Raw genomic sequence first — 25,643 nt, forward strand, 5'->3', positions numbered from 1 at the left:
TGAACAAAAATTATTTAAGCAAATAATCTTAGATAAATTTAGACACAATTCTGTAAACAACCGGTGGAATTCCAAATTGAATACAAAATTTCAATCTTTTGATACGGTAAGTGTAATTACTGTAAGCATTAAATAATTGAGGAGGAATTGCTCTTTTAGCAATATATTTTTTTTTAATAAATCTATTTATTTTATCTTTTGCAATACCATCATGATCAAACATTATTTGAAGGGTGTGAGCTTCGTAATCAATTTTCTCTGTCTTGGTTTTCGAAATATTGTGTTCGTGCCATCTATAATATGTCAGTTTCTGTGGGATGTAAGCAATTAAATATTTCTCGTTTATTTTTAGCCAACGATAATAATCTTCAATAATAAACTGTGCATCATATTTTCCTGTCTCCTTTACCACATCTGTTCGCATCATGACGGTTAGTGCTGCAATACGATTTCCTTTAATTATTTCTTTGCGGAAATCTTCTGCAGGAATATCTCCTAAACTGTTATAATCTGCAAAATCAGGAAGCAGATTACTGTTTTCATCGACGCAAAAAGTGTCAGAGAAAACCATACCGAATTCATCACTTTTTTCTTCCAAAGATTTTACTGATTGTTCTAAGCATTCTGGATGCATATAATCATCAGCTGCGATAAATTTCACGTATTTTCCTTCGCACAACTCTAAGGCTTCGTTCAGAACCGTTGCTAAACCCGTATTTTTGGTATGAAATAGTTCTTTTGCATTTACATCGTTCTCTTTCAACCAATTTCTAAATTCCTCAACAGAATCATCTGGTGAAGCATCATCAGCAACAATCAACTCCCACTGAAGATAAGTTTGAGTTTTCAAACTATCAAGATTTTCCTTAATGTATTTCGCCTGATTGTAGGATATTACTACGATGCTTACCAATGGCTGATTCATTCTTAAAATTTGTTTAAAACCTCAATTACTTTCTGTATTTCCTCTGCTTCCATTACCGGACTAATCGGCAGGCTTAACACCTCATCGTGAATTTTCTCTGTGATAGGGAATGATAAATTATTGTAATACTTATATGCCTTCTGTTTGTGAGGTGGAATTGGATAATGAATTAATGTCTGAACGCCATTTTCTGTCAAATATTTTTGCAATTTCTCTCTTTTTGAAGTTCTGATTACAAAAAGATGATAAACGTGCTCCTTAGGTTGAGAAGGTAAGACAGGCAAGATAATTTTATCGTTATTAATTCCGGCAATATACTGTTCAGCAATTTTTATTCTTTTATCATTATCTAAATCTATATACTTGAGTTTTACATCTAAAACCACTGCCTGAATTTCGTCTAATCTACTATTTAAACCTTGATATTTATTAATGTATTTCTCATCAGAACCGTAATTGGCTAAAGCTCGGATCGTTTTTGCCAATAAATCATCTTTACAGGTTACTGCACCAGCATCGCCCAAAGCACCCAGGTTTTTTCCCGGATAAAAGCTAAATCCTGCAGCATCACCAAGATTTCCGGATTTTGTTCCTTGCCATTCTGCGCCAATCGACTGCGCATTATCTTCAATTATTTTTAAATTATATTTTTTCGCCAACTCTTCCAGCTCTTTTGACCATGAGATTTGTCCATAAAGATGAACGACCATAATGGCTTTAGTTTTGGGAGTAATTAAAGCTTCAATTTTTGATATATCCAAATTATAATTATCAATATTTGGTTCTGCAAAAACAGGCTTTAGGCGGTTGTCAGTTATTGCCAGAACAGATGCAATATAAGTGTTTGCAGGAACTATAATTTCGTCTCCGAATTTTAATTGTCCGAGTTCCAAATATGCTTTGAAAATAAGTCGAAGCGCATCTAAACCATTTGCAACTCCAATTGCGTTTGGAGAATTCACATAAGCAGCGAGATTTGCTTCAAAATTTTTCACTTCATTTCCTAAAAGATACCATCCACTTCGGAAGGTTTCTAACAGCCGCGTTTCTATTTCAGCTTGATATTGAAGGTTTACTTTTTGAAGGTCGAGGAATTTAATCATGCCAAGAGATTTTTTATTTTTTTGTTGAATGGTTTTTCAATTTTTTCAAACGCTAATACGCTTAATATTAATGTGATAGGAAATATTAATAAGGGTAAAAACTCTTGTGCAAAGGGAGTTATTACAAGTTCGTTTATTTTAATTATAAAATCGATAACGATGTAATGCAATAAATAAAATGCAAAACTTATTTCTCCTAAATACACAAACCCTCTGTGAGAAAGTAAATTAAAAATGGTATTTTTTTCTTTAATATTGAGAAACGATAGTGCAAAACTAAAAATAATAAGACACATAGGAATCCAATAATATATTGAATATATGAAATTGACAGGAAAATAATCTTTCAAAAGAAAGAATAACAAAAGTGTAAATAATGAGATAACTTCAAAGATATTACTACCATTGTAATTATGTGTTAATTTTTTGTTTTTAAATAAGATAAATAACTCAAACAAGAAAATGCCAAGGATAAAATCGAATATTCTAGTAAATGGAGAGATATAAACCCAGTAGTGCACCTTATTTTCTGGAAGTAAAATATTTAGAAGAATAATTGCAGATGTAAAAACAAAGAAAGTAAAAATCTTTGTTAAATAATTTATTTTTGCAAAGATAAAAATTAGCAAAGGAAACAGTGCATAGAAAAAAAATTCGCTGGAAATGCTCCATGATGGCGCATTATATGAAAAAAATATATTTTGTTTCGGAAAGTAGCTTTGCATAAGAAAAAAATTTAAGAGTAAAACACTTAAACTCTTATAAAAAAAAGGAATTGATAACAGTAAAGTAAACAAATGCAAAGGATAGATCCTCGCAACTCTCGCAATGTAGAAATTCCTTAATGAAATTTTCTTATTTATTATTTTATCTTTATAATTTAAAGCCAAAATAAAGCCACTCAGGATAAAAAAGAAGCTAACTCCTAAAAATCCTTCTGAGAAGATGTTGTCAAAAATATTGCAAAATTTGGAATCTTTAAGAAAAGATAAATGACTTAAAAAAACAAAAAATGCAAAGAAAAAACGAAGAGACGTTAAAGGCTTAATCATTAAAATTTAAATTACTTTTTTCAATATTGCCTTTATTGTTAATGTAGCCTCGATGTATTGCAGGATTTCCAAACCAGACTTCATTAGCAGGTATATCTTTAGTAACAACACTTCCTGCACCAATAAGTGCATTTTCACCTACTGTATTTCCTGCAATAATCGTAGCATTAGCTCCTATAGAAGCACCTTTTTTAACCAAGGTTTTACTGAATACTGTTGGGTATCGCTTGGAACGGGGGATAAGGTCATTGGTAAATGTTACATTTGGACCAACAAAAACATTGTCTTCAAGAGTAACACCATCCCAAATCTGAACGCCAGGTTTAATGGTTACATTATCTCCAACGGTAACATCATTTTCAATAAAAACATTACAGTTAATATTACAATTCTTACCAATTCTTGCATTTTTCAAAATAACACAGAACTGCCAAACTACGGTACCATCACCAACGTTCTCACTCTGAACGTCTGCAAGATTATGGATTTGATTTTTCATTGTGTATCTTTAAATAGATGTTATAGTCTCTTATATAGTCATTTTCATTATAATGATGAGAAGCGAGTACTAAGCAAATGGCGCCAGATGAAAAATTGACTTCTGAAGCCCAAATTCCTGGAGGAATATGTAGTCCCAAGCTTGGCTGATTTAGAAAAACTTGTCTTTTGAAATAACCATCATCTAAGGATACCTCAAAACTACCACTTGCGGCGATCAAAAACTGATGACATTCTATATGAGAGTGCGCGCCCCTGCTTTCTCCGCCAGCTATATCATATAAATAAAAAACTCTTTTAACATCAAAAGGAAAAAGTGAATTATTTTCAACTACCGTGAGATTGCCTTGTTCAAAATTGATCTTTCCTAAATCCACAATACTACAGTCAAATACGGATAACTTATTACTCATTTGCCAGTTTTTTAAATTCTTCGAAATCTCTGATGTAATCACCTTCATAATACGATTTGTCTGAGACGATTAAAGCTAATGAATTTGTGGAGAAGTTTTCTAGTTTTCGCCAAATCATTTTTGGAATATATAGACCATCATATGATCTGTTTAATGAAAATCGCTTTTCATCTTTTCCATCATGAATAACAACATCGAAACTACCAGAAAGTGCTACAATAAATTCTTGTTGATCTTTAAAAGCATGGCTACCTCTTACCTCTCCTCCAGGAACATCATAAATCCAATATGTTCTTTTTATTTCAAAAGGAAGCAGGTTCGGATATTCAAAAAAAGAAAGATTTCCCCTCTTGTCAAGAATTCTTGGTAAATTAATGATTTTAGTAGTCATGTTTATAAAATTTTGAAATCCAATTGTGGGCGTATAACACCAGGTAATAAACCTGTGTTTTTTCCAAACTTCACATTCTCAACTTCAAATCCTACAAGGCCAGAATTTATATATAAAGGAATTCTTTGGTCTTGTCCGAATATCAGCTTAAAATAATAGTTGCCTGCATTCAGCAAGTTCTTTGGAAGAGTAAATTCTATGCAATATTCCTTTGATTCTGAATCATTATTCGTTGAGATCAAAGTTCCTGTATGAAAAACAGGAACCTCCTCGTATGTTCTCAATTCAAATGTTGCGTCTAAGTTTATGCCTACTTTGTGATTGAAAAATCGGAGTCTAATTGAAATGCCAGATTCTATGTCAATAAGACCGCCAGTTATGGGTTGAACTGAAAATTCAAGTATTTTAATGTTCTGGTTCCCGGGTGCCGTTTCCATATCTTCATCATGCAAAAAATGAGAATTTTGTTCATTGCTCTTTTGATATTCTACAATTGTCTCAAGAATGTTCCCTGAAAAATCTAATTTCCCTTGATTCAGTAAAATTCCATTATTACACAGTTCTTTGATTGCCGTCATATTATGACTCACGAATAAAATCGTTCTCCCTTCTCCCTTCGTAACATCACCCATTTTACCTAAGCATTTTTTCTGGAATTCAGCGTCACCTACCGCAAGAACTTCGTCAACAATCAAAATCTCAGACTCTAAGTGAGCCGCTACAGCAAACGCCAAACGGACATACATTCCTGAAGAATATCTTTTTACAGGAGTGTCAATATATCTTTCAACTCCTGAAAAATCTACGATTTCGTCAAATTTTCTGGTAATTTCTTTACGGGTCATTCCTAAAATTGCTCCATTAAGAAATACATTTTCACGCCCGGTCATCTCAGGATGGAATCCGGTTCCTACTTCCAGAAGTGATGCAATTCTACCATTTGTATAAATTTTTCCGGTCGTAGGTTTTGTCACTTTGCTCAAAATCTTAAGCAAGGTAGATTTTCCTGCGCCATTTCTACCGATAATTCCTAAAGCATCACCTTGCTCAACTTCAAAATCAATATCACGCAAAGACCAAACATAGTCAGACGAGCCTTTGGAACTTCTGTCATTCGCTTCACCAATTTTTAAATAAGGATTTTCTTTTCCTCTTATCTGGTGCCAAAATCTATTGAGGTCATGGGTTAAAGTTCCTGTTCCTACCTGTCCGAGGCGATATTGTTTTGATATATCTTCAGCTTTTAAAGCAAGCATATTTTTTATTTTATTGATTAAATAATTTTTCTCTTTGTGTGTAATTCTATACTGTATCTATGAAAGATTTCTCAGATTTATTGAAAATAACAATTCCGAAAAATAAAACAATTAAAATAAAAGTAAAACTTATGAGCAATCTCGGCAAATTAAAATCGCCTGAGCCTATAAATCCATATTTGAAACATTCAAAAATTGGTGTTAATGGATTCAAATCTGCCAGATATCCATATTCCCCTAATTTCTGTTTCACTAAAGATGTTGGTAAAATAACAGGCGTAAACCACATAAATAAACTAACGCCGAAGCCCAATAATAAAGATAAATCTCTGTATTTAGTTGTCAATGAAGAAAATATCATTCCTAATCCTAAAGAGAATAATGCAAGAAAAATAACTAAAACTGGAAGCAAAACTGCCCAATAATTTGGGTGTACCTGCCCCAAATATATGTAGTACCCCAACACAACCAAAAATAATAGTAGTTGTATACTTAATCTCATAAAACTGGAAATAATAGTAGAAATGGGAGTGACCAATCGTGGAAAGTACACTTTTCCGAAGATGCCGGCGTTTCCTGTAAAAACATTGGAGACGCTCAACATTGTAGTACTAAAATAACCCCAAAGCGTATTTCCTGCCAAATAAAATAATACAGGAGGAATTCCATCAGTAGGTAAATTGGCAATGTTGCCAAATACCAGAGTGAAAACAATTGTAGTGAAAATGGGATTGATGAAAAACCAAAGCGGTCCTAAAATAGTTTGTTTGAAAGACGAAATAAAATCTCTTTTAACAAACATAAATACCAAGTCTCGATACTGCCAAACTTCTTTTAAATTAAGACGGAATAACGAGTGCTTTGATTCAATAACATTGCTCCATTTTTGTTCATTCATTTGTGGGGAATTTTTGCAAATTTATAATAAATTAATTGGTTTTTATCTTTAATTGCTAAATTTGGGATTTAATATGAACAATTAAAAGATAATTTCGTTTATAAAACCAGCTTTTTCAGATATTCTCCATATCCGCTTTTGCCATATTTTGAAGCGGTTTCCAAAAGTTTTTCTTCATTTATAAATCCGTTTCTGAAAGCAATTTCTTCGATACAGCCAATTTTAAAACCCTGTCTTTTTTCAATCACACGTACAAATTCTGACGCATCATTTAAAGAATCAAAAGTTCCTGTGTCTAGCCAAGCTGTTCCTCTGTCTAAAACGCCAACTTCTAATTTACCTTTGCTTAAATAAACATTGTTGATGTCTGTAATTTCCAGTTCGCCTCGTGGAGAAGGTTTTATGTTTTTAGCAATTTCTACTACCTCATTATCATAAAAATACAATCCTGGAACTGCATAATTTGATTTCGGCTGTGTGGGTTTCTCTTCTATTGATTTAGCTTTGAAGTTATCATCAAATTCTACAACACCATATCTTTCAGGGTCTGCAACATGATAAGCGAAAACAACGCCTCCGTCTGGATTGGTCTTGTTTTTTAACAAAGTTCCCATTTCCGATCCATAGAAAATATTGTCTCCCAAAACCAAAGCTGCAGAATTGTTTCCGATAAACTGATCTCCTAAAATAAAAGCCTGAGCTAAACCATCCGGACTTGGCTGTACAACATATTCGATGTTACAACCAATCTGCGAACCATCTCCCAAAAGTTTGATGAAACCTGCCTGATCGTGCGGTGTGGTAATGATTAAAATATCCCTAATTCCCGCCAACAGCAATGTAGACAATGGGTAATAAATCATCGGTTTGTCATACACCGGCATCAATTGTTTGCTTACTGCAATCGTCAGCGGAAACAATCTCGTTCCCGAACCGCCTGCTAAAATTATTCCTTTCATATTATTTGATGATTTGTCTTAATTATACTGTCCGTCGTAATATTTCTGATAATCTCCGGAAGTTACATTTTCCAGCCATTCTTTATTTTCTAAAAACCAGTCAATAGTTTTTCCTAAACCCTGTTCAAAAGTTACAGAAGGTTTCCATCCCAGATCATTGCTTAGCTTGTTGGCATCAATAGCATAGCGTTTATCGTGTCCCGGTCTGTCTTTTACATAAGTAATTAATTTTTCTGAATGACCTTCAGGATTTCCAAGTTTTTCATCCATCTGCTTGATGAGTTCTTTCACCAAATCAATGTTCTGCCATTCGTTAAAACCTCCGATATTATAAGTTTCTCCGGTTTTAGCTTCATTGAAAATCTGGTGAATTGCTTTTGCATGATCGATCACAAAAAGCCAGTCTCTTGTATATTTTCCGTCACCGTATATTGGCAACGGCTTTTCATTGATAATATTTGAAATACAAAGCGGAATCAGTTTCTCAGGAAAATGGTTTGGACCGTAATTATTTGAACAGTTTGAAACAATAAACGGCATTCCGTAAGTGTTTCCGTACGCTCTTACCAAATGGTCAGAAGCTGCTTTTGAAGCAGAATATGGTGATTGCGGATCATAAGCAGTAGTTTCGAGGAAAAAGCCTGTTTCACCTAAACTTCCGTAAACTTCATCTGTTGAAACATGATAAAATAGATTGGCTCTTTTTTCATCTGGAAATCTTCCGTGAGTATGATCAGGGTTTAAAGTCCAGAATTCTTTACAGAGATTCAGCAAATTAGCCGTTCCGTTAACGTTCGTATTGATGAATGCCATGGGATCTGTAATACTTCTGTCTACATGACTTTCTGCAGCAAGATGTATAACTGCGTCCGGGTTGTACTTTTCGAAAACTTTTCTTAGTTCGTCAGGTTTTGTGATATCTGCCTTTTCGAAAACGTAATTAGATTCGTTTTCGATATCTTTTAAATTCTCAAGATTCCCCGCGTATGTTAACGCATCAAGATTGATGATGGTAGAATTTGGATTGTTTTTTACAAATTCTCTTACAACGTGCGACCCAATAAAGCCTGCGCCGCCTGTGATGATGATGTTTTTCATGCTGTATGATTGTTGCCGATCAATCGGTAATTATTTAATGATATTATATTGTTTAGCCAATCGTTTTTCTTCCGATACTTTTATAATAGAAGCCATTTTGTTCGGGCGTTTCTAGAGGATACATATTTCTACCGTCAAAAATAACTTTATTTTTCATTTTTTCTCCCATGAGTTTAAAGTTGGGATTTTTAAATTCGGGCCATTCTGTAGCGATAAATAGTGCGTCTGCATTTTCCAGTGCTTCGTACATTGTTTTCGAATACTGTATTTTGTCGCCGAGAATTTTTTGAACATTTTTTTCTGCGACAGTATCGTAAGCCACTATTTTTGCTCCTTTTTTTAGAAGAAGATCAATATTATCTAATGAAGATGCTTCTCTAATGTCGTCTGTATTTGCCTTAAACGCCAATCCCCAAACAGCAATTGTTTTACCTTCTATATTCCCTCCGAAATATTTTTCTATTTCAGATACAAGAATTACTTTCTGAGAAATATTGACATTTTCAGTGGCCTCTAAAATCTGAAAATTAAAATCTTCATCTTTTCCTGATCTTATTAATGCTTTTACATCTTTCGGGAAACAGCTTCCGCCATATCCGATTCCTGGAAATAAAAATCGGTGGCCAATTCTGTCATCACTTCCCATTCCGAGTCTCACTTTATCTACATCAGCTCCTACTTTTTCGCAGTAATTGGCGATTTCATTCATAAATGTAATTTTTACAGCTAAAAATGAATTAGAAGCATATTTTGTAAGTTCAGATGATTTCTCATCCATAAAGATAATAGGAATTCCGGTATTGGTAAATGGCTGGTAAATCTGAGCCATAATGTCTTTAGCTTTTTCGGAACTAGAACCTACAACCACTCTTGCAGGATTCATTGAGTCTTCAACTGCAAAGCCTTCTCTTAAAAATTCCGGATTAGAAACTACATCAAATTCAATTTGAGTTTTAGAAGCAATCACTTCACTTACTTTATCAGCTGTTCCTACAGGCACGGTACTTTTGTTTACGATCACTTTATAGTCAGTCATCATTTCGCCAATATCATTGGCTACTTTCAGAACATAAGAGAGATCTGCAGAGCCGTCTTCCCCCGGTGGAGTTGGCAAAGCAAGGTAGATTACTTCGCTTTTGTCTAAGGCTTTTTTTAAATCAGTTGTGAAAAATAATCTTTCAGCCTGTATGTTTCTGAGGAACATTTCTTCGAGATTCGGCTCATAAATCGGCACAATGCCGTTTTTCATGTCCGTTACTTTTTTTTCATCTATATCAACACAGTATACAGAATTTCCAAGTTCTGCAAGAGTAGTTCCTGTCACCAATCCTACATAGCCTGTTCCTACTATTGTAATATTCAAAATGTATGTTTTTTTTAAATTCTCGACAAAAATACTAAAAATACTTTCATTGTTTTTTTAATTCAACAATAAGTTATTAAAACTCACTGATAAATATGGTAATCACCATCAAATTAAACTAAAAATTGAGAAAGTTATTTAATTGATTATTAAGCGTATTTGGTAGTTTTATAAAAATGTATTATATTTGCATAAGATTTACGGAAAAATGAGAAGGCTTCGCAAGAAAGCCTTTTTTCGTACAGGTAGATCATGATTAATAAAGATATGGAGTTTAGAAAAAATATTGAAACATTATTAAGTGCTTTCCTTGAAACAAGAGAAGATTTGTTTCTTATTGATTTAAAGATCTCTGCAGCAGATGATGTTACTGTGATTTTAGACGGTGACAATGGCGTTACTCTGCAGGATTGTCTGGATGCAAGCCGTGCAATAGAATTCAACGCAGATCGTGATGAGCACGATTTTAGCCTTCAGGTAATGTCGGCAGGATTGAGCGAGCCTCTTGTAACACCGAGACAGTTTAATAAAAATATCGGGCGCGAGATTGAGGTAATGCTTCAGGATTCTACAACGATAGAAGGGGAGCTGGTAAAAGTAGACGGTGAGAAAGTTACACTGATCTTACGTTACAGAAAACCGAAAGATATCGGTAAAGGTAAGGTTGATGTGGAAGAAGAGAAAGAAATTCTGTATACTGAGATCAAAAAAGCACTGGTAGTAGTTAAATTTTAATAAAAAGAAAAAAGATAAATGGATAATATAGCGTTGATTGAATCCTTTGGTGATTTTAAAGACGAAAAGGGGATCAGTAAGATCGATCTGATGGCAATCATTGAAGATTCTCTGAAAACCCTTTTGAGAAAAAGATTTGATTCTGATGATCATTTTGATGTTATTGTAAACCCTGATAAAGGTGATTTTCAGATATTTTTAAATAAAACAATCGTAGAAGACGAAATGTCTGAAGATGATGATTTGGAAATTGAAATTACCGAAGCGAAAAAAATCGATCCGACTTTTGAAGTAGGTGAAGATTTTACAATGGAAATTCCGGTAGCTCAGTTGGGAAGAAGAAACGTTCTTACTTTAAAGCAAATCTTGGCTACGAAATTGCAGGAGCATAACAATGCCATGCTTTATGAGCAGTTTAAGGATAAAATTGGAGAGATTGTAACGGGTGAAATTCACCACATTCGTCACAAGCACGTAATCTTGTTGGATGATGAGGATAATGAATTTATCTTACCAAAAGAAAATCAAATTTCATCAGACTTCTTCAAGAAAGGTGAAAACATCAGAGCTATTGTAGAATCTGTTGATTTTAAAGGATCTAAGCCTCAGATTATCATTTCAAGAACAGCTCCTAAATTTTTGGAGAAATTATTGGAATTAGAAATCCCTGAAATCCAGGACGGAACAATTATCCTTAAAAAAGCAGTAAGAATTCCGGGAGAGAAAGCAAAAATCGCTGTTGATGCTTATGATGACAGAATAGATCCTGTAGGAGCTTGCGTTGGAGTAAAAGGCTCAAGAATCCACGGTGTGGTAAGAGAATTAAGAAACGAAAATATAGATGTAATTCAGTGGTCAAAAAACCCTGAAATATTGGTGAAAAGAGCTTTAGGAAATGTTACCATCAATAAAATTGACATCAACGAGGAAACCAATTATGCTATGGTGTATACTCCTGTTGAAGAGATTTCTAAAGTTATCGGTAAGCAAGGTCAAAACATCAGATTGGCTTCGTGGTTGACGGGTTACGAAATTGACGTGTACAGAGAGGCCAGTGAAGATGATGATGTTGATTTGAGAGAATTCAATGACGATATTGAGCAGTGGATTTTGGATGAGTTTAAGAAAGTAGGTCTTACGACTGCTAAATCAGTTCTGGATAAAGATACAGAGAGTCTATTAAAAATGGTTGACCTTGAAGAGGAAACCATCAATGATGTGAAAAGTATCTTGAGAGCAGAATTTGAGGAATAAAATTGTATAGATTTTAAGAGCAGTAAAAGAATACTTTAATTTTAAGAATTAAAAAAAAACAGTAAATAATATAGATGCCAAAAATAAGATTAAATAAAGCGGTTAAGGAATTCAATATATCGATGTCGAGACTGGTAGAATTTTTACAGTCTAAAGATATTGTGGTTGAAAGCAATCCTAACGCTCAATTAGAAGAGGCGGCATATTCTGCATTGGAAGCTGAGTTTGCCAAAGACGGCGAGCAGCGTAAAGCTTCCCATGAGGTGGTTATTTCTAAAGTTCCTGAAGAAAAACTGGAAATTGAAGAAAAGAAAACACCTGAAGTAATAAGAGCTAAAGCTAATAAACCAGAAACCAGAATTTTAGGTAAAATTGATTTAGAGCCTAAAAAACCTGAAGCTGTGGAAGAAATTCCTGCTCCTGCTCCGACACCTGTACCAACTCCTGTTGAGGAGAAAAAAAAGGTTGTAGAAGAAGTGAAAGAACCAGCGAAGGAAGAACCCAAAGTGGTTTCTGAAACTAAACCAACACCTGAAAAGCAGGAGTTTAAAGTGTTGGATAAAATTGATTTGTCTCAAATTGAGGGGAATAGAAACAGACCTGCCAAAAAAGATAAACCTAAAGTGGAAGAGGTAAAAGCAGAACCAAAAGCTGCAGAACCTGTAAAAGAAACACCTAAACCGATTGAAAAACCAATTGAGAAAGTGGAAGATAAAAAACCAGCACCTGCAGCAGAAGAACCTCAGGAATCTCAGAAGATTGAAACGGTTTATCAAAAATTGGATGGGCCAAAAATTGTTGGTGAGAAAATTGACTTAACGCAGTTTGCGCCTAAGCCAAATGCTGCCAAGAAGAAAAGAAAAAGAATTGAAAAGCCGGGGGGTCCGAACCAGAATACTGGGAACAACCAACAGGGTGGAAATAATCAAGGTGGGCAAAACCGTCCTCAAGGTCAGAACGGCCCAGGTGGAAACCGTCCTCCGGGACAAGGCGGTCCTCAAGGAAACAGACCTCCAGGACAAGGCGGTCAAAACCGTCCGGGTGGCCCAGGTGGAAATCGTCCTCCAGGACAGGGTGGCCAAAACCGTCCTGCCGGACAAGGCGGAGGAAACCGTTTTGGAAACAACAACAGACCTGGTCAAAGAACAATGCCTGTCGAATTAACTGACGAGCAAGTTAAAAACCAAATCAAGGAAACCCTTGAGAAATTAACCAATAAAGGTGGTAAATCTAAATCTGCTAAACACAGAAAAGATAAAAGATCTTACCGTAGAGAACAAGATAATCTTCAGCAAGAAGCCGATGCTAGAGATACTTCATTAAAAGTTACAGAATTTATTACTGTTGGTGAATTAGCTAGCTTAATGAATGTTTCTGCAACCGAAGTAATTTCTGCTTGTTTCTCTCTTGGTGTAATGGTAACCATGAACCAAAGACTGGAAGCTGATACTTTATTGTTGGTAGCAGACGAATTCGGATTTAAAATTGAATTCTCTGATGCTGATCTTGAAGAAGCAGATTCTGAAGACGATATCGATACGGAAGAAAGCCTTATTTCAAGAGCTCCGATTGTTACGGTAATGGGTCACGTTGACCACGGTAAAACTTCATTATTGGATTACGTGAGAAAAACAAACGTAATTGCAGGTGAATCAGGAGGAATTACTCAGCATATCGGTGCATACAATGTACAGTTGGAGAACGGTCAGAGAATTACATTCCTAGATACACCTGGTCACGAAGCCTTTACGGCGATGAGAGCGAGAGGTGCGCAGGTTACCGATATTGCAATTATCGTAATTGCTGCCGATGACGATGTGATGCCTCAAACAAAAGAAGCTATTTCTCACGCACAGGCTGCGGGTGTTCCGATGATTATTGCAATCAACAAGGTAGATAAGCCAAATGCAAACCCAGACAACATCCGTCAGCAACTTTCAGGAATGAATATTCTTGTAGAAGAGTGGGGTGGAAACGTGCAGGCACAGGAAATTTCTGCTAAAATGGGTAACAATATGGATGTCCTTTTAGAGAAAGTATTGCTTCAGGCTGAAATGCTTGAATTAAAAGCAAATCCTAACCGTGCTGCACAGGGAGTTGTAATTGAAGCATCTTTAGATAAAGGTAGAGGTTATGTTGCAACGATGTTAGTACAAAGTGGAACCTTGAAAGTCGGAGATTACGTTGTTGCAGGTAAAAATCATGGTAAAGTAAAAGCTTTGCTTGATGAAAGAGGCAAGAACCTTGAAGAAGCAGGTCCATCAATTCCGGCAACGATCTTAGGTCTTGACGGAGCGCCAACAGCTGGTGATAAATTCAGAGTTTACGCAGACGAAAGTGAAGGTAAAGCAATCGCTAACAAGAGAGAGCAGTTACAAAGAGAACTTTCTATCAGGACCAAGAAACATACGACACTTGAAGAATTGGGTAGACGTATCGCTTTAGGAGAATTCAAGGAATTGAATATTATCTTGAAAGGTGACGTGGATGGTTCAGTGGAAGCACTTTCTGATCAGTTACAGAGATTGTCAACAGAAGAAATCAGTGTCAACATTCTTCACTCTGGTGTGGGACAGATCACTGAGTCTGATATCAACTTAGCTGCGGCTTCAGATGCAATTATCATCGGATTCAACGTAAGAGCCGGTGCTAATGCGAAAGAATTGGCAGACAGAGAAGAAATTGAAATCAGAACATACTCTATTATCTATAAAGCAATCGATGAGGTAAAAGAAGCGATGGAGGGAATGCTTTCTCCGGAGATCCAAGAGCAGGTAATCGGTAATGTAGAGATCCGTGAGGTCTTCAAGATTTCTAAGATTGGTACTATTGCTGGTTGTATGGTTCTTACCGGAAAAGTAACAAGACAGTCAAAAGTGAGATTACTGAGAGATGGTATTGTGAAATTCGATGGTGAACTTGAAAGTTTAAAACGTTTCAAAGACGATGTAAGAGAAGTTACAAAAGGCTACGAATGCGGATTAAACCTAAAAGGTTACAACGACATCGAACAGAACGATATTCTTGAAGTATATGAAGAAGTTGCTGTGAAAAAGAAATTGAAATAATATTCAATTATATATACAAAACTGCCCGCATCGTATGATGCGGGCAGTTTTTGTTTTACTTGAGCTACGACACTTCAGATAATTTGAAATGGCGTATATTTTTTAGTTTCCATTTAAAAATATTACTAACCTTTTTAAATCTTCTTCTTTATCAAATCGCACTTTAATTTCTTTGAAAAAAGAGTTCAATGCTTCTTTCTTGTCGGGAAACTGTTCCATAATTTCTCTCTTGTTATTAGGACGCTTCATAAATCCTTTTTCAGTATTAATATAAAAAGTTGGATTTAAAATATTGAAGTTCGCTTGTCTATCCGTCGCGTAAGAATTTGCTGCAGGAACGAAGTCGTTAAATTTGGCCTTTACTTTTTTATAGAGAGAATTTTTTCCTTTCACGATTTCGAAAAAATACCCTTTTAAATCATCATCAACGTTCAATTTAATTAACGTTTGATTTGTATCAGAAAATCTTATTTTAGTGAAAGGATTGTCGGGTAGCAGAGCCAAAACTTCATCCCCCTTCTTAAATTCAATATTATCAGAGTACGCATTGTAGCGTGCAGGCGCTGTTTCACCATTGTCTATGTCCGATATAATAAACGTGGCTTGAAAAAAGCCCTTATCTAAATAAGGAGAGCCTTGTATTTCGTCGTACGACAAACCTCTTTTTGAATTCGGAGAATCTACTTTAAAAAGAACACTGCCGGTAGATAATTGGCCACCGCTATATGATAACGCTGTGGTTTGCTGTGCACTTAGAGGTTGTAGAAATAGTACAACGAAAAGACCTATAATTTTTCTTGTCATTTTAAAAAATTTCTTGTAAAATTACGATATATATCGATTATAGTACTAATTTTCGACTAATATTTAGTTAATTTAAAATTTAACTAAACTATCATAAAATTGTTGCTGTTTAATCTTTGTGATAATTACAATCCGTTTTCGAGCATATCTTTATTTTATCTTCATTTAAAAATCAGAAAAAAATAGAAACTTATGATTTTGTATTATAACAATTTAAAATACTGGGAACATTTAAAGGTGCAAGAAAATATTTTAAAAATTTCGGGAATTATTGCACTGATTTACTTTACCTCACAATTGTTTGTGCAAATTCTATCAAAATTTCTTAATACTCATTCACAATTTTTTAAACTATACTATTGCATTCTACAATTCTTAAAATTTATTAGCTATATTCGAAAAGATTAGACGTCTAATTTAAATAAAAAAAGAGTTTCTCATATTGAGAAACTCTTTTTTTATAGGGGAATCAACGCTTTACTCTTTAATAAATTTAAAGCTTTTTATTTCTCCTTTTTTATTGATAAAGTTAGCAATGTAATTTCCTTTTACTAAATGACTAATGCTAATTTTGTTATCAACTAGTTTTGAAGTTAATATCAATTTGCCGGATACATCATAAATATTAATAAGTAAATCTTTATCTTTTTCGTTGATCTGAATATAATTCTTGGCAGGGTTAGGATAAAAATCTACTTTAGTATCATTTGCTTTAATCTCTTCGTTAGTTGAAAGAGTAGCAAGGTTATCTGATGTGGCAATCAAACTAAAGTTTTGGCTACCTCCAGATAAAGTTCCTTTATGTGTAACTGTAATTGTGTATGTACCTGAAGGATTGTTGATGTCTACTCTTTCAAAATTGTCAACGTCATTTGTTCCCGAATTTGTAGCAACTCCCGAGGTATTATTCATGCCTTGAAGTTTCCAAGGATAGTAGTTAACTCCATTCTTAGATACTTTTATATCTAAATCATTAATTAAGTATTTTGTAGTTGGATCTACAGTTCCTGTGTTAATATCTGTAATGAGTGCTGCTGGATCTGTCCATGAAATTGAAATTTTCAAGGGGTTTGTTCCACTAGCAGTTATAGTTTTAGTATAAGTAGCAGTATTAAATAATGTAGGTTCTTCTATAACACTTTTATTATTTGTAGTGGAATTTTTATCACGAATTGCCATTGCTCCCTTTTGTGCATTTATTAAACCCCACCCAAAAGAATAATCAGGTCCAACAGCAAATCCTGCTTCATCTGCTGTGTGCAAGATTAACCCCTTAACTGTAGAAGACTTCATAAAACTACTGTAAAGTTGATTGTAGTATTGCTGAAGTAAAAGTACAACTCCTGTAACACCTGGAGAAGCCATTGAGGTACCAGACATATATCCTAAAGCTGTATCAGATGATGAAAGCGTTGATAATACATTTACTCCTTTCATAGAAATGTCTGGCTTTATCCTGCCATCATCTGATGGGCCCCAACTGCTAAACGGTGACATAACAACGCTTGAAGTATCTATATAAGGACTAACTTCATTTACAGCAGCAACAGTTATTATATTTTTAGCATTACCATGTCCAAAAATCATATCAAAACCTTCTTTAGTGTTTATTTGAACTGAGCCAGGAGCTGTTGTTTTATTACGATCATTCCCTGCCGAAATCACAGGCAAATAATATGGATTATTATAACAGATGTCATCAATTACTTGTGCTCTAGAATCATAAGCTCCATAAAACCACAAGCTGCTTAGTTGTCCAATACCATACGAATGATTAGAAACCAATAGTCCATTTGATGCTTGATCTAACATTTCGGTTAGATCAGAATCCCAATTATATGAGAGAATTGACGAATTGAAAGCGACACCTCTCACGTCAGGAAATAAACCTTTCGCTGCAATTGTTCCTGCTACATGTGTTGGGTGTGGCTGAAAATCTGTTCCGTCACCAAGCGTTATTTTACTAGTGCTTCCTACCATAAATTCTTGATGTGTGCTTCTAGCGTTACCTCCATCCCAAACTCCGGCGATCATATTTTGACCCTGAATACTTATTCCCAAACTTCCGCCGTTATACAAAGCAGTGGCTCTTGCAGTTGTAGCTGAACCAGCATTGGTAGTTCTTGCAAATATTTTTTCACCATTTGGCAATACATCTAAAAGTTCTTCAAGTCCTATTGCTCCAATTCTATTGCTTACTTGAAATGAGGGGTTTTGATGAATAAAGTTTTGCAATCTAATTTTTCTCTCTAAATCTTCATTTTGTAGATGTTTTGCTAATTCAAAATTTGCTTTTTTATTAGAATAAGTAGCAATGTTCTTTCTCTCTTCCAATGTCTGTGCATTAGAGACAATCGGAAGGATAAGTGAAAAACACAGCAAATATGTAAATTTTTTCATATTGAGTATAATTTGCACAAATATATGTAAAATCTGTTACTATATAATTAATTATAAAATAAAAGTTAAAAAATTTGGTGGTTTTAATAATTATTAACATATTTGCACGAAATAATATTAAAATTTGTTAATATGAATGTTAAATTACGTGTGTTAACGGCTGGTGTACTATTCTTTACAGGACAGTTAGCTTTTGCTCAGAAGACTGACACTACAAAAGTAAAAGAAATTGAAGAAGTTGTTGTATTAGGGTATTCAAAAACTATTACGAAAAAAACTTCAGCAGTTGCTTCTAATACGGTAAGTGATGTTTTCCTTGAAAATAGACCAAATCCCAATGTATTAACGGCTTTGCAGGGTTCTGCTCCCGGTGTTGTTATGAGTGGGGGGTCAGGTAGTCCCGGTTCCGCTAAATTTAGTTTGCTAATTAGAGGTACGAGTTCAATTAATGGTAATACAGATGCCTTGATTGTAATAGATGATGTTCCTTCAAATGCTTCTGAATACAGAAACTTAAATCCTAATGATATCGAATCAATGACTGTTCTGAAGGATGCTGCTGCTACTGCCATCTATGGTAACAGAGGAGCAAATGGAGTTGTTGTGATAAGAACAAAAAGAGGTAAGTTTAATAGTGCTCTTAAAGTAAGCTACACTGGTATGACCGGCTTGTCATTGAGGCCTCTTGATAAGTATAATCTTGCAAATACCAATGAGTATTTGGATATTATGAGGGCTTATGGCTTAACTCCAAGTACTACTGCTACTCCTAATCCTTACGATCTTGCATTGGCGGGTCAGGCAGCGGGTGTTGATACAGATTGGAAGAAAGTGTTTTTTAAACCAGAAATGTTTCAATCACATGATATAGCAGTTTCATCAGGTGGAGCTAACGTAACGTCATATACTTCTTTTGGTTATATGGAGCAAGGAGGTGCGGTGCCAACAACAGATTTTAAAAGATTTACTGCGCGATCAAATATTCAGGCTAGATCAAAAGACGAAAAACTAACTGTAAACTCACAGATTGGTCTTGCTTTTTCAAGAAGAAATGAATTGTTTGAAGAGACCAGTTCTGCAATTAGAAACAATTCAGTACAGAATCCTCTTCTAGGTGTTTTGCAAGGATTACCATATTTGGCTCCTGGTGTTTATGCAAATGGTCAAGAATTATTCAATACTATAAAGACCAATTTTAATAATGGTAATAATATATACGTATTAGAAAACCTCTTGACTAGAGGTAATCTTCCAAACTTTGTTGATCAGATATCTATAACAGGTAACTTAGGGGCGTCTTATCAATTTACTAAGAATTTTAGCATAAATAATAAATTAGGTATAGATTACAGGCAGGGTGAAAGAATTTCCGGTAGAGCACCAGGGGCTTATTTAGCTTTAGCCACTCAAACATCTACTCAAAAGTTTACAGGAAGTGAGTCTCAAGCAACGACCAGAGATTTAAGCATCAATAATGTGGTATCTGCTTCATACAATGGGCAGGCGGGTGAGCATACTGTAGATGCTACAGTAAGTATGGAATATAACAAAGTGCACTATAGAACTACTTCCAGAACACAAAATGGTCTAGATCCGAGAACTTATATTCCTGGATCTGGTACTGGCTACGTACCGTTTGATAATCCAAACTATCTTCCTTCTGTAGGTGCTTCTAGACTGGTTGCGGGTACGCTTGCTTATTTTGCAAATGCAAACTACGATTATGCCGGAAAATACGGTTTCAGTGGAACTTTAAGAAGAGATGCAAGTTATAGATTCGTTGGAGATAATCAATGGGCTACTTATTGGGCTGTTGCTGGAAGATGGAATATTGATCAGGAAAACTTCATGGAGGGTTCTACATTCAGTGTTCTAAAACTAAGAGCATCATATGGTACTAATGGTAACCAAAATATCATTGCTGCCGGAGCTGGTTCAAACCCTTTGTTGACTGCAACTAGTATTGTAAGAGATCAATATACTTCTCCAATAGGTTATGGTAATGCTCTTGGATCAGGATTTGGTTATGGAAATCCAAGAGTGCAGTGGGAAGATGTAGCGCAGGCTAATATTGGATTAGACTTTACTTTACTAAGTAATAAGTTGGAAGGTACATTTGATATATATAATAAGAGAACAACAAATCTCTTCAGTACTTTTCCGGTGTCTGGTGTAGCTGGTACTTATGGAATAAATGGTAACAATGGAACAATGACCAATAAAGGTGTTGAACTTGGATTGCGTTATAATATTCTCAACAAGGACGGTGTGAAGTTTAGTATCTTTGCTAATGGTGCTTACAATCAGAACAAAATTAATGAATTTATTACAAATGGAGATCCAGCTCCTGGAACAACTACTACAATTGCCGGTCATCAGCTGAGTGAATGGTATGTTTACAAATATGCCGGTGTTAATAAAAGTAATGGTAATTTGCTATTCTATACAAAAGATGGTGGAGTTACAGAATCACCAGATGTTATTGATGCTCAATATTTAGAAGTAAGTCCTATTCCTAAATATGCAGGTAGTTTTGGTTTTGAAAGTGGATACAAAGGTTTCTTCCTTGATGCTTTATTTACATTCCAACAAGGAATTAAAAAATTTGATAATGCTTTATACTGGTTAGCTAATCCAGAAGGATTAGGATCAAATGCTGTAGGATCTGCTAATCTTTCAACAGATTTGTTAGATGCTTGGAGCCAAAGTAATAGCAATAGTGATGTGCCTAATTTAAGAGCAACAAACTGGGGGTTCACCGCAGACTCAGATTATTTTATAAAGGATGCGTCATTTGTTAAAGTGAGATCTGTTACAGTAGGATATCAGCTTACCAGAGATATGTTAAGAAACTTACCTATTACGGGTATGAGAGTTTATGTACAGGCTGAAAATATTTACACATGGACAAAATGGAGAGGTTTCGACCCCGAACCTATCACAGGATCTAATTTAAGCGTTTATCCAAATCCAAGGATGTTTACTTTAGGGGTAAAAGTTGATTTTTAAATTAAATTATTACAATGAAAAAAATATTTTATATATTATCAGTTTTTCTAGTGATGACATCTTGCAAGGATGCACTAGATATAGTTCAGGATTTTGAAATTAATGATCCCGCGGTTGCTTTTAAGACAGCGGATGACATGAAATTATTTCTTAATGGTAACGTTTATCCTTCTGTTGATCCGTCCAATGAAATATTCTTTACATCTGTGTTTACAGATGAAATAGGTTTTGGCCCTGCAGGAGTTAGTACAAGTGATATTCAAACTCATAGATGGGTTTTAAATTCAACTTCAGGTGACGCGGCAGGTGTATGGGTCAGCAACTATAACATAATTAATAAAGTTAATATCCTTTTAGATAGAAGTAAGCTAATTAATTATAATAGTCTTGATGCTACAAATCAAGCAACTTATACTGCAGTATTAGTACACGCAAGAGCGTTGAGAGCATATGCGTACATTACATTAGAAGCATACTTTTCACCCAATATGAAGGATCCTAATGCATTGGGTGTTGCATTAAGCACACAACCTGCAGATATTTTTGGAACAAAATTACCAAGAGTAAAGAATTCTGAAATTTTTGCTTTGATAGAATCAGATTTACAGTATGCACTTACTAATTTTACAGCTACAAGTGTAGCTGCTGGAACAGGTACTCAGTTGCAACATTATTTAGAGAAGCGCGCTATCAATGCGATTGCTGCAAGATATTATAATTACAAAGGTGATGATGTCAATGCAAAAATCAATGCTACTGCTGCTATGACAGGATTTCTTCCAACTCCTGTAGCTAGTTATGCAACTATGTGGAATGATACTACAAGAGGAGAAATATTGTGGTCATTATACAGACCAAATAGTGCGGTCGGTGCATGGTCCAATATTGCTGGTCTGTGGACAACTAATTCTACTGATATTAATGGTTCAGTAAATTTTGATATGAGTAGAAAGTTACTCTCTCTTTATGGTACCCCTGGCCCTAATGGTGATATTAGACGTGATGTATTTGTTGATGCAACAAGTACCTTTGATCAATTCTATCCGAATGGTCCAAATCCCAGAGAAGATGATGTTATTGTAATAAATAAATATCCTGGTAAAACGGCTCCACTAGCTAATGCAACTATGCAATTAAGAAATGATATTAAAATGGTAAGATTATCTGAAATGTATTTTATCATGGCGGAAGTTGCTGTGCACGAAGGTAATTTGACGGTTGCAGCATCTAATATAACTACCATTCGTCAAAGAAGATCAAAATCAGGAGTGACCCCTGCAATCACTTATACTTCTGCTCAACAGGCGTACGCAGATATTCTGTTAGAAAGAAGAAAGGAGTTAAGTCTTGAGGGGCATCGTTATTTAGATTTAAAAAGAATGGGGGTGGCAGCAGGTGTTGGTATAGACAGAGACAAATATGACGATGATAATCAAGGTTTACCTCTTACATTACCTGCTAGTGATTATAGATTTACTCTTCCTATTCCATTGGAAGAGATTAATGCAAATCCTAATATTCAACAAAACCCAGGTTATAATTAATAATATAGAATTCTATGAAAAAAATCGCATTTTTAATATTTGCCTCTCTTATTTTCCTGTTAAACAGTTGTAAAGATGAGGCCGCAGTTTACGAGGGTCAATCATATTTGCATTTTAACAAAGGTGTAAGTAGCGATGCAGCTGTGACAGGCGGAACAGGTTCTAATACAGTTAATATCGAATTTGGCACGATTACACCGGTTTCTGGAGCATCACAAGTTAAATTAGTTGTTGATACAAGTGTTTCAACTGCTGTTGAAGGTACTGACTTTCAAATTATAAATCAGAATACAACAGTTAATGCTGGTGAAATTGGAGGGAAATTTCAGGTGAAATTACTTGAATCTGGTGCAACTCTTACACCTAAATTGATTGTATTTAAATTACAGTCTTCATCAATTCCTAATGCTACGTTTGATCAAACTTATATTTTAACATATAAAAAAGTATGTCCATCAGCTTTAGCTGGTTCGTATCAGTATTCAACTGTAAATGCATTTACTCCTGACGGAGGATCTACTACTGTACCGGGTCCCTTGACAGGTAGTGTAGTTTTCACTGAAGTAAGTGCTGGTGTATATGCAATTTCAGATTCTAGCTTTGGAGCTTTTGCATTTTTTCCTGGTTATGCCGCGACTTCTACGGGGGTAAGAATTGCTGATGTATGTGGTAAACTATCTTTTACAACTGCCAATCAATATGGTGATACATTTACAATTTCCAATGTTGTTGTAAATGGCAATAAGCTAACATTCAAATGGACTACATCATATGGTGAGACTGCTACCACAACTCTAACAAAGAGTAATGGTAATTGGCCAGCATTGTACTAATAAATTATTTTTATTATAAAATTATCCCTGCTCGTAAGTGCAGGGATTTTTTATTGATGTAAATTTCATATTTTTGTTGTTACAAATTATCCAATGAAACATGCTTTTCTCCTCATACTTTTCTTCGGCTCCTTCCTCAAAGCCCAGGTCATCGTCAATAAAACCGATTCTAATCGTTTAAATAAAAAATTGTCAGACACCTTAATCGTTGATTCCGGCACAAAGGACTCCTTAAAAATATTTAAACCAACCATTCAGGATTATCAGTATCAGACGCAATTTTCTGAGAAGAAAGTTTTTGATACGGTAATGACTTTTGATAAAACATATGTTTTTTCACAATATAATAACCGTGATAACTTTGGCAGAGTACAGTTTGCTAACATTGGTGCGGGATTTAACCCTTTGTCATATGAAGTGAATGCTGAAGGAAACCATTCATTGCTGCCGTCTAACAAATCTTACGGAATTTTAACTGCTAATGATATTAGGTACTATGATGTAAAAACTCCGACGGCTACATTCATTTACCATACTGCAATGCGAAATGGTGCCGCACTACAATCTACATATACACAGAATATCGGTAAAAGGTTCAATTTTGCAGTCGAATATATGGGATTGCGGTCGCAGGGATTTTATAGAAACTCATTATCTGCGAATAATAACACTTTATTTTCGGGTCATTACATTTCTAAAAATGGAAACTACGAGCTTTTTGCGCACTATCTGCATCAGAATGTAAATAATGAAGAAAACGGAGGAATATCAGATGATGCACTTTTTCAATCAGGAAATAGCGAAAGCAATAAAGAAAATGCTCAGGTTAATTTGGCTGGCTCCAGTTCGCAGTTTTCTTACAGACGGTACTATCTGAGTCATCAGTTTACACCTTTTAATTCAGAAAAATTCCCTTTCAGGATAAGACATACTTTGTCAAATCAGGGAAATAAATATTACTACTTTCAGGATGGTTTAGAAAATTATTGGTATACAACAGCCTCACAAGTTGTTAACGGATTTTCTCCATCAACAAAAAAATATTCCAACAACTTCAGCAATACGGTTAGCTTAGTTTTGGATAATGAAAAGATTAAATTAGATGCAGGAGTACGTTACCAAATGTTGAAATTTGGTTTAAATGAAATTGATTCGCCGCTCGTGGATGTTCCCGGTGAACTTAAAGAAAACAGATTGGGCGCTATAGGAAATTTACAGGTAAAATTGTTTGATAAATTCCAGTTAAACTCGTTTTTAGAGTTTTCTAACGGAAGTCAATTTGGTAATTATCTGAAAACGACAAACAATATCAAGTTTGAACCTATAAAAGATTATTTTGTTAATGCGAAGGTCAATTTCCAAAGTGTTTATCCATCGTTCAATTATTTGGCAAATTCTTCTGTTTACAGAAAATTTAATTATTATCTTCAAGATGCAAAAAACCAATCGATAACAGAAATTGGAGGAAGTGTTAATCTAAAATGGTTCAAGTCACAATTGTTTGCAAATTATTTTAGAATAGACAATTATACTTATTTCGATTCTTCGGCAACGCCTCGTCAAAGCGAGAATTCTTTAAATATTTCTCAGATAGGAGGTGACGCAACGTTCAGCTACAGAAAATTTCATTTGAATACGAGAGTTCAGTTTCAGAATGCTTTAACGAATAAAGAACTTCTTCCGATGCCTTCATTTATTGGAAGAGCCAATTTGTTTTTTCAGTCAAAAGCATTCAAAAATGCAGCAGAAATTCAGGCGGGTATCAAAGTTTATTATTTCTCAAAATTTGCATCAAGAGAATATTTTCCGATTTTAAATGAATATATTCTTCCGACGGCCGATTCTTTTTCGATAGGAGGGCAGCCAATTGCGGATCTTTATTTCAACATGAAAGTGAAAAAAATGTTCTTTTTCATCGAAGGACAGCAAATGGGAACTCTTCTTTCATATAACAAAGCTTATGCATTCCCACATTATCCTGTATACGATTTCAGGCTAAACATCGGGATTGTATGGTATTTGTTTAACTAAATTTCAACC

At 34.8% G+C, this 25,643-nt stretch carries 20 protein-coding genes; 7 read left to right on the plus strand and 13 right to left on the minus strand.

The genetic code is table 11. From position 1 onward, the window contains the following. Positions 1-28 precede the first annotated feature (28 nt). The 11 genes from PGH12_RS13950 to PGH12_RS14000 all read right to left on the minus strand — a co-directional run bounded on the left by PGH12_RS13950 (position 29) and on the right by PGH12_RS14000 (position 9,956). Positions 29-925: a glycosyltransferase family 2 protein gene (locus tag PGH12_RS13950; RefSeq protein ID WP_267596276.1), complete on the minus strand. Its 897-nt coding sequence runs from the start codon at positions 923-925 to the stop codon at positions 29-31. Between the two features lie 2 nt (positions 926-927). Next, positions 928-2,028: a DegT/DnrJ/EryC1/StrS family aminotransferase gene (locus PGH12_RS13955; RefSeq protein WP_267596275.1), complete on the minus strand. Its 1,101-nt coding sequence runs from the start codon at positions 2,026-2,028 to the stop codon at positions 928-930. Next, positions 2,025-3,080 (minus strand): acyltransferase family protein, encoded by a 1,056-nt coding sequence (locus PGH12_RS13960; protein WP_267596274.1) that lies wholly within the window; start codon positions 3,078-3,080, stop codon positions 2,025-2,027. Before PGH12_RS13960 ends, PGH12_RS13955 begins: the two co-directional genes overlap by 4 nt. Beyond that, positions 3,073-3,579 carry an acyltransferase gene (locus PGH12_RS13965; RefSeq protein WP_267596273.1) on the minus strand — a complete coding sequence of 169 codons (507 nt, stop codon included), beginning with the start codon at positions 3,577-3,579 and terminating at the stop codon, positions 3,073-3,075. The genes PGH12_RS13960 and PGH12_RS13965 overlap by 8 nt, the downstream gene beginning before the upstream one ends. Beyond that, positions 3,560-3,991: a sugar 3,4-ketoisomerase gene (locus PGH12_RS13970; RefSeq protein WP_267596272.1), complete on the minus strand. Its 432-nt coding sequence runs from the start codon at positions 3,989-3,991 to the stop codon at positions 3,560-3,562. The genes PGH12_RS13965 and PGH12_RS13970 overlap by 20 nt, the downstream gene beginning before the upstream one ends. Next, entirely contained in the window at positions 3,984-4,382 is a 399-nt protein-coding gene (locus PGH12_RS13975; protein ID WP_267596271.1) for a sugar 3,4-ketoisomerase, read from the minus strand. Before PGH12_RS13975 ends, PGH12_RS13970 begins: the two co-directional genes overlap by 8 nt. Before the next feature lie 2 nt (positions 4,383-4,384). After that, positions 4,385-5,638, minus strand: coding sequence for an ABC transporter ATP-binding protein (locus PGH12_RS13980; RefSeq protein ID WP_267596270.1), 1,254 nt, complete (start codon positions 5,636-5,638; stop codon positions 4,385-4,387). 46 nt (positions 5,639-5,684) lie between these two features. Continuing rightward, a complete protein-coding gene (locus PGH12_RS13985) occupies positions 5,685-6,536 on the minus strand; it encodes an ABC transporter permease (protein WP_267596269.1) in 852 nt (283 codons plus the stop codon). A gap of 98 nt (positions 6,537-6,634) precedes the next feature. Continuing rightward, positions 6,635-7,495 (minus strand): glucose-1-phosphate thymidylyltransferase RfbA, encoded by an 861-nt coding sequence (gene rfbA / locus PGH12_RS13990; protein ID WP_267596268.1) that lies wholly within the window; start codon positions 7,493-7,495, stop codon positions 6,635-6,637. Positions 7,496-7,513: 18 nt separating this feature from the next. Then, positions 7,514-8,593: a dTDP-glucose 4,6-dehydratase gene (gene rfbB / locus PGH12_RS13995; protein WP_267596267.1), complete on the minus strand. Its 1,080-nt coding sequence runs from the start codon at positions 8,591-8,593 to the stop codon at positions 7,514-7,516. A gap of 52 nt (positions 8,594-8,645) precedes the next feature. Beyond that, entirely contained in the window at positions 8,646-9,956 is a 1,311-nt protein-coding gene (locus PGH12_RS14000) for a UDP-glucose dehydrogenase family protein (protein WP_267596266.1), read from the minus strand. A 267-nt stretch (positions 9,957-10,223) separates the two neighbouring features. Between PGH12_RS14000 and rimP the strand changes: the two genes are divergently transcribed. The 3 genes from rimP to infB all read left to right on the plus strand — a co-directional run bounded on the left by rimP (position 10,224) and on the right by infB (position 15,013). Beyond that, complete coding sequence (rimP, locus tag PGH12_RS14005; protein ID WP_267596926.1) at positions 10,224-10,691, plus strand: ribosome assembly cofactor RimP; 468 nt, start codon at positions 10,224-10,226, stop codon at positions 10,689-10,691. Positions 10,692-10,709: 18 nt separating this feature from the next. After that, a complete protein-coding gene (gene nusA, locus PGH12_RS14010; RefSeq protein WP_267596265.1) occupies positions 10,710-11,945 on the plus strand; it encodes a transcription termination factor NusA in 1,236 nt (411 codons plus the stop codon). 74 nt (positions 11,946-12,019) lie between these two features. Beyond that, positions 12,020-15,013: a translation initiation factor IF-2 gene (gene infB / locus PGH12_RS14015; protein WP_267596264.1), complete on the plus strand. Its 2,994-nt coding sequence runs from the start codon at positions 12,020-12,022 to the stop codon at positions 15,011-15,013. Positions 15,014-15,115: 102 nt separating this feature from the next. Here infB and PGH12_RS14020 read toward each other — a convergent pair whose 3' ends face one another. Next, positions 15,116-15,817 (minus strand): hypothetical protein, encoded by a 702-nt coding sequence (locus tag PGH12_RS14020; protein WP_267596263.1) that lies wholly within the window; start codon positions 15,815-15,817, stop codon positions 15,116-15,118. 477 nt (positions 15,818-16,294) lie between these two features. After that, the gene (locus PGH12_RS14025) at positions 16,295-18,217 is read right to left on the minus strand and encodes a S8 family serine peptidase (protein ID WP_267596262.1); all 1,923 of its coding nucleotides are present in this window, start codon (positions 18,215-18,217) and stop codon (positions 16,295-16,297) included. Positions 18,218-18,349: 132 nt separating this feature from the next. Here PGH12_RS14025 and PGH12_RS14030 point away from each other — a divergent pair, with 132 nt between their 5' ends. The 4 genes from PGH12_RS14030 to PGH12_RS14045 all read left to right on the plus strand — a co-directional run bounded on the left by PGH12_RS14030 (position 18,350) and on the right by PGH12_RS14045 (position 25,634). Beyond that, positions 18,350-21,226: a SusC/RagA family TonB-linked outer membrane protein gene (locus PGH12_RS14030; protein WP_267596261.1), complete on the plus strand. Its 2,877-nt coding sequence runs from the start codon at positions 18,350-18,352 to the stop codon at positions 21,224-21,226. A gap of 14 nt (positions 21,227-21,240) precedes the next feature. After that, positions 21,241-22,770: a RagB/SusD family nutrient uptake outer membrane protein gene (locus PGH12_RS14035; RefSeq protein ID WP_267596260.1), complete on the plus strand. Its 1,530-nt coding sequence runs from the start codon at positions 21,241-21,243 to the stop codon at positions 22,768-22,770. Positions 22,771-22,784: 14 nt separating this feature from the next. Then, the gene (locus PGH12_RS14040) at positions 22,785-23,603 is read left to right on the plus strand and encodes a DUF4843 domain-containing protein (RefSeq protein WP_267596259.1); all 819 of its coding nucleotides are present in this window, start codon (positions 22,785-22,787) and stop codon (positions 23,601-23,603) included. A gap of 93 nt (positions 23,604-23,696) precedes the next feature. Further along, a complete protein-coding gene (locus PGH12_RS14045; protein ID WP_267596258.1) occupies positions 23,697-25,634 on the plus strand; it encodes a putative porin in 1,938 nt (645 codons plus the stop codon). Positions 25,635-25,643 lie beyond the last annotated feature (9 nt).

This window comes from Chryseobacterium sp. CY350, from assembly GCF_027945075.1.
Taxonomy (GTDB): domain Bacteria; phylum Bacteroidota; class Bacteroidia; order Flavobacteriales; family Weeksellaceae; genus Chryseobacterium.